Raw genomic sequence first — 2,331 nt, forward strand, 5'->3', positions numbered from 1 at the left:
CGCTTTTCTGGCGACGGGCTCGACGGCGGCACTACTTCCGCGGGCGCCGTCGGGGTCTTCGAGGCCACGCGGTTCGCGCTGGGACGCAAGAACGCCATGCGCCTGGAAGTCAACGGGACCAAGGCCTCCCTCGCGTTCGACTTCGAAGAGATGAACGTCCTGTCCTTCTACGACGCCGCGGAATCCCCCGACGCCGGATTCCGCCGGATCTTCGTGACGGAGCCCGAACACCCCTACGTCGGCAACTGGTGGCCCACCGGGCATGGCCTCGGATACGAGCACGGCTTCACGCACCAAGTGGTGGACCTCGTGACCGCGATCGGCGCAGGCGAGCAGCCCTCGCCGTCGTTCGCTGATGCCCTGCAGGTGCAAAAAGTGCTGGCTGCCGTGGAAGGCAGCGCCGCAGAGTCCAGCCGCTGGCAGGAAGTCTAGGAGGGAATCCCGATGACAAGACCCATCACACTGTTCACCGGCCAATGGGCCGATCTGCCCTTCGAAGAGGTCGCCCGGCTCGCGGGCGAATGGGGCTTCGACGGGCTCGAAATCGCCTGCTGGGGCGACCACCTGGACCCCCACCGGGCCTCCGTGGACGACAGCTATGTCCAGGAACGGCTCGACATCCTGGAGAAGAGCGGCCTTCAGGTCTTTGCGATCGCCAACCATCTCACCGGCCAAGCCGTGTGCGACGACCCCATCGATGAGCGCCACCGGGACATCCTCTCCGACGAGGTTTGGGGCAATGGCGATCCTGAAGGAGTCCGCCAACGCGCTGCCGAGGCCATGAAGGACACGGCACGGGCCGCGGCACGCCTCGGCGTCAAGACCGTCACGGGATTCACGGGCTCCTCCATCTGGAAGGCAGTGGCCATGTTCCCGCCCGCCTCGGAGGCGATGATCGAGCGTGGCTACCAGGATTTCGCGGACCGCTGGAACCCGATCCTCGACGTGTTCGACGAAGTCGGGGTCCGCTTCGCCCTGGAAGTCCACCCCTCCGAGATCGCCTACGACTACTGGACCGCGAAACGTGCCCTGGAAGCCGTGGGGCATCGCGAGAGCTTCGGGCTGAACTTCGATCCATCCCACTTCATCTGGCAGGACCTGGATCCGGTGATGTTCCTCCAGGATTTCGCGCCGAAGATCTTCCACGTGCACGTTAAGGAATCCATCCGCCAGCTCAACGGACGCAACGGCCGGCTCGGCTCCCACTTGCCATGGGCGGATCCGCGCCGGGGCTGGGACTTCGTCACCGCAGGCCATGGCGACGTGAAATGGGAGCCGATCTTCCGCGCCCTCAATGCCATCGGCTACGAGGGGCCAACCAGCGTCGAGTGGGAAGACGCGGGCATGGACCGACTCGTGGGAGCACCGCAATCCTTGGCCATGGTCCGGGAACTCGCCGCCATCGCCCCGCCAGTCGCCGCTTTCGACGCGGCTTTCTCAAGCCGCTAACCATTTCATTTTCGGCTCTCCGGCCGTATTTCTCAGCAAAGGAAACCATGACTGACAAGAAGACCGCCCTGGTGGTCCGTGGCGGCTGGGATGGCCACCAGCCATTCGAAGCCACAGAACTCTTTATCCCCTTCCTCAAGGAGAACGGCTACGACGTCCGGGTGGAGGAATCCCCGAAGGTATATGCCGATTCGGCATATATGTCCGGCGTGGACCTGATCGTGCAATGCATGACCATGTCCACCATCGAGAAGGACGAATTCGAGGGGCTCCGTACCGCCGTCGAAAACGGCACGGGACTTGCCGGCTGGCACGGCGGCATCGCCGATTCCTACCGGAACAACTCGGACTACCTGCACATGATCGGCGGCCAGTTCGCCTGCCACCCCGGCAAACATCCGGACGAACGCATCGGCGAACAGCCGGACAACTACGTGCCGTACACCGTCAACATGGTCCCGGCTGCCGCGAGCCACCCCATCACCCAGGGAATCGGCGACTTCGAGCTGGTCACCGAGCAGTACTGGGTCCTGTCCGACGACTACATCGACGTCCTCGCCACCACCACCCAGAAGGTCCGCGAATGGGACCAATGGAACCGGGAGGTCACCTCCCCTGCGATCTGGACCCGGCAGTGGGCCGAAGGACGGATCTTCGTCTGCACCCCGGGCCACCGCGTGGAAATCCTCCAGGACAGCAACGTCCGCACCATCATCGAAAGGGGCATGCTGTGGGCAAGCCGCTAAGAGTAGGCATCATCGGCTGCGGCGCCATCATCGCCCAGTACCTCAAGAACTTCCGCCGGCTGGACGACATTGACCTGGTGGCCGTCGCGGACCTCGATCCCGCACGCGCGCAAGCAGTCGCCGATTCTTACGACGG

General features: G+C 64.2%; 3 protein-coding genes and 1 pseudogene. All 4 read left to right on the forward strand.

Going from position 1 to position 2,331, the window contains the following annotated elements:
* A pseudogene (locus AHiyo1_RS12410) lies at positions 1 to 432 on the forward strand (gfo/Idh/MocA family oxidoreductase); the annotation flags it as partial.
* Positions 433 to 444: 12 nt separating this feature from the next.
* On the forward strand, positions 445 to 1,449 hold the full coding sequence (locus AHiyo1_RS12415) for a sugar phosphate isomerase/epimerase family protein (RefSeq protein WP_059388772.1): 1,005 nt from the start codon (positions 445 to 447) through the stop codon (positions 1,447 to 1,449).
* A gap of 47 nt (positions 1,450 to 1,496) precedes the next feature.
* Entirely contained in the window at positions 1,497 to 2,195 is a 699-nt protein-coding gene (locus AHiyo1_RS12420; RefSeq protein WP_059388773.1) for a ThuA domain-containing protein, read from the forward strand.
* Positions 2,180 to 2,331 (forward strand): Gfo/Idh/MocA family oxidoreductase (locus tag AHiyo1_RS27925; protein ID WP_172465593.1); only part of this gene is annotated, 152 nt, incomplete at its 3' end. The genes AHiyo1_RS12420 and AHiyo1_RS27925, both read left to right, overlap by 16 nt.

Source organism: Arthrobacter sp. Hiyo1 (genome assembly GCF_001263615.2).
GTDB lineage: Bacteria > Actinomycetota > Actinomycetes > Actinomycetales > Micrococcaceae > Arthrobacter.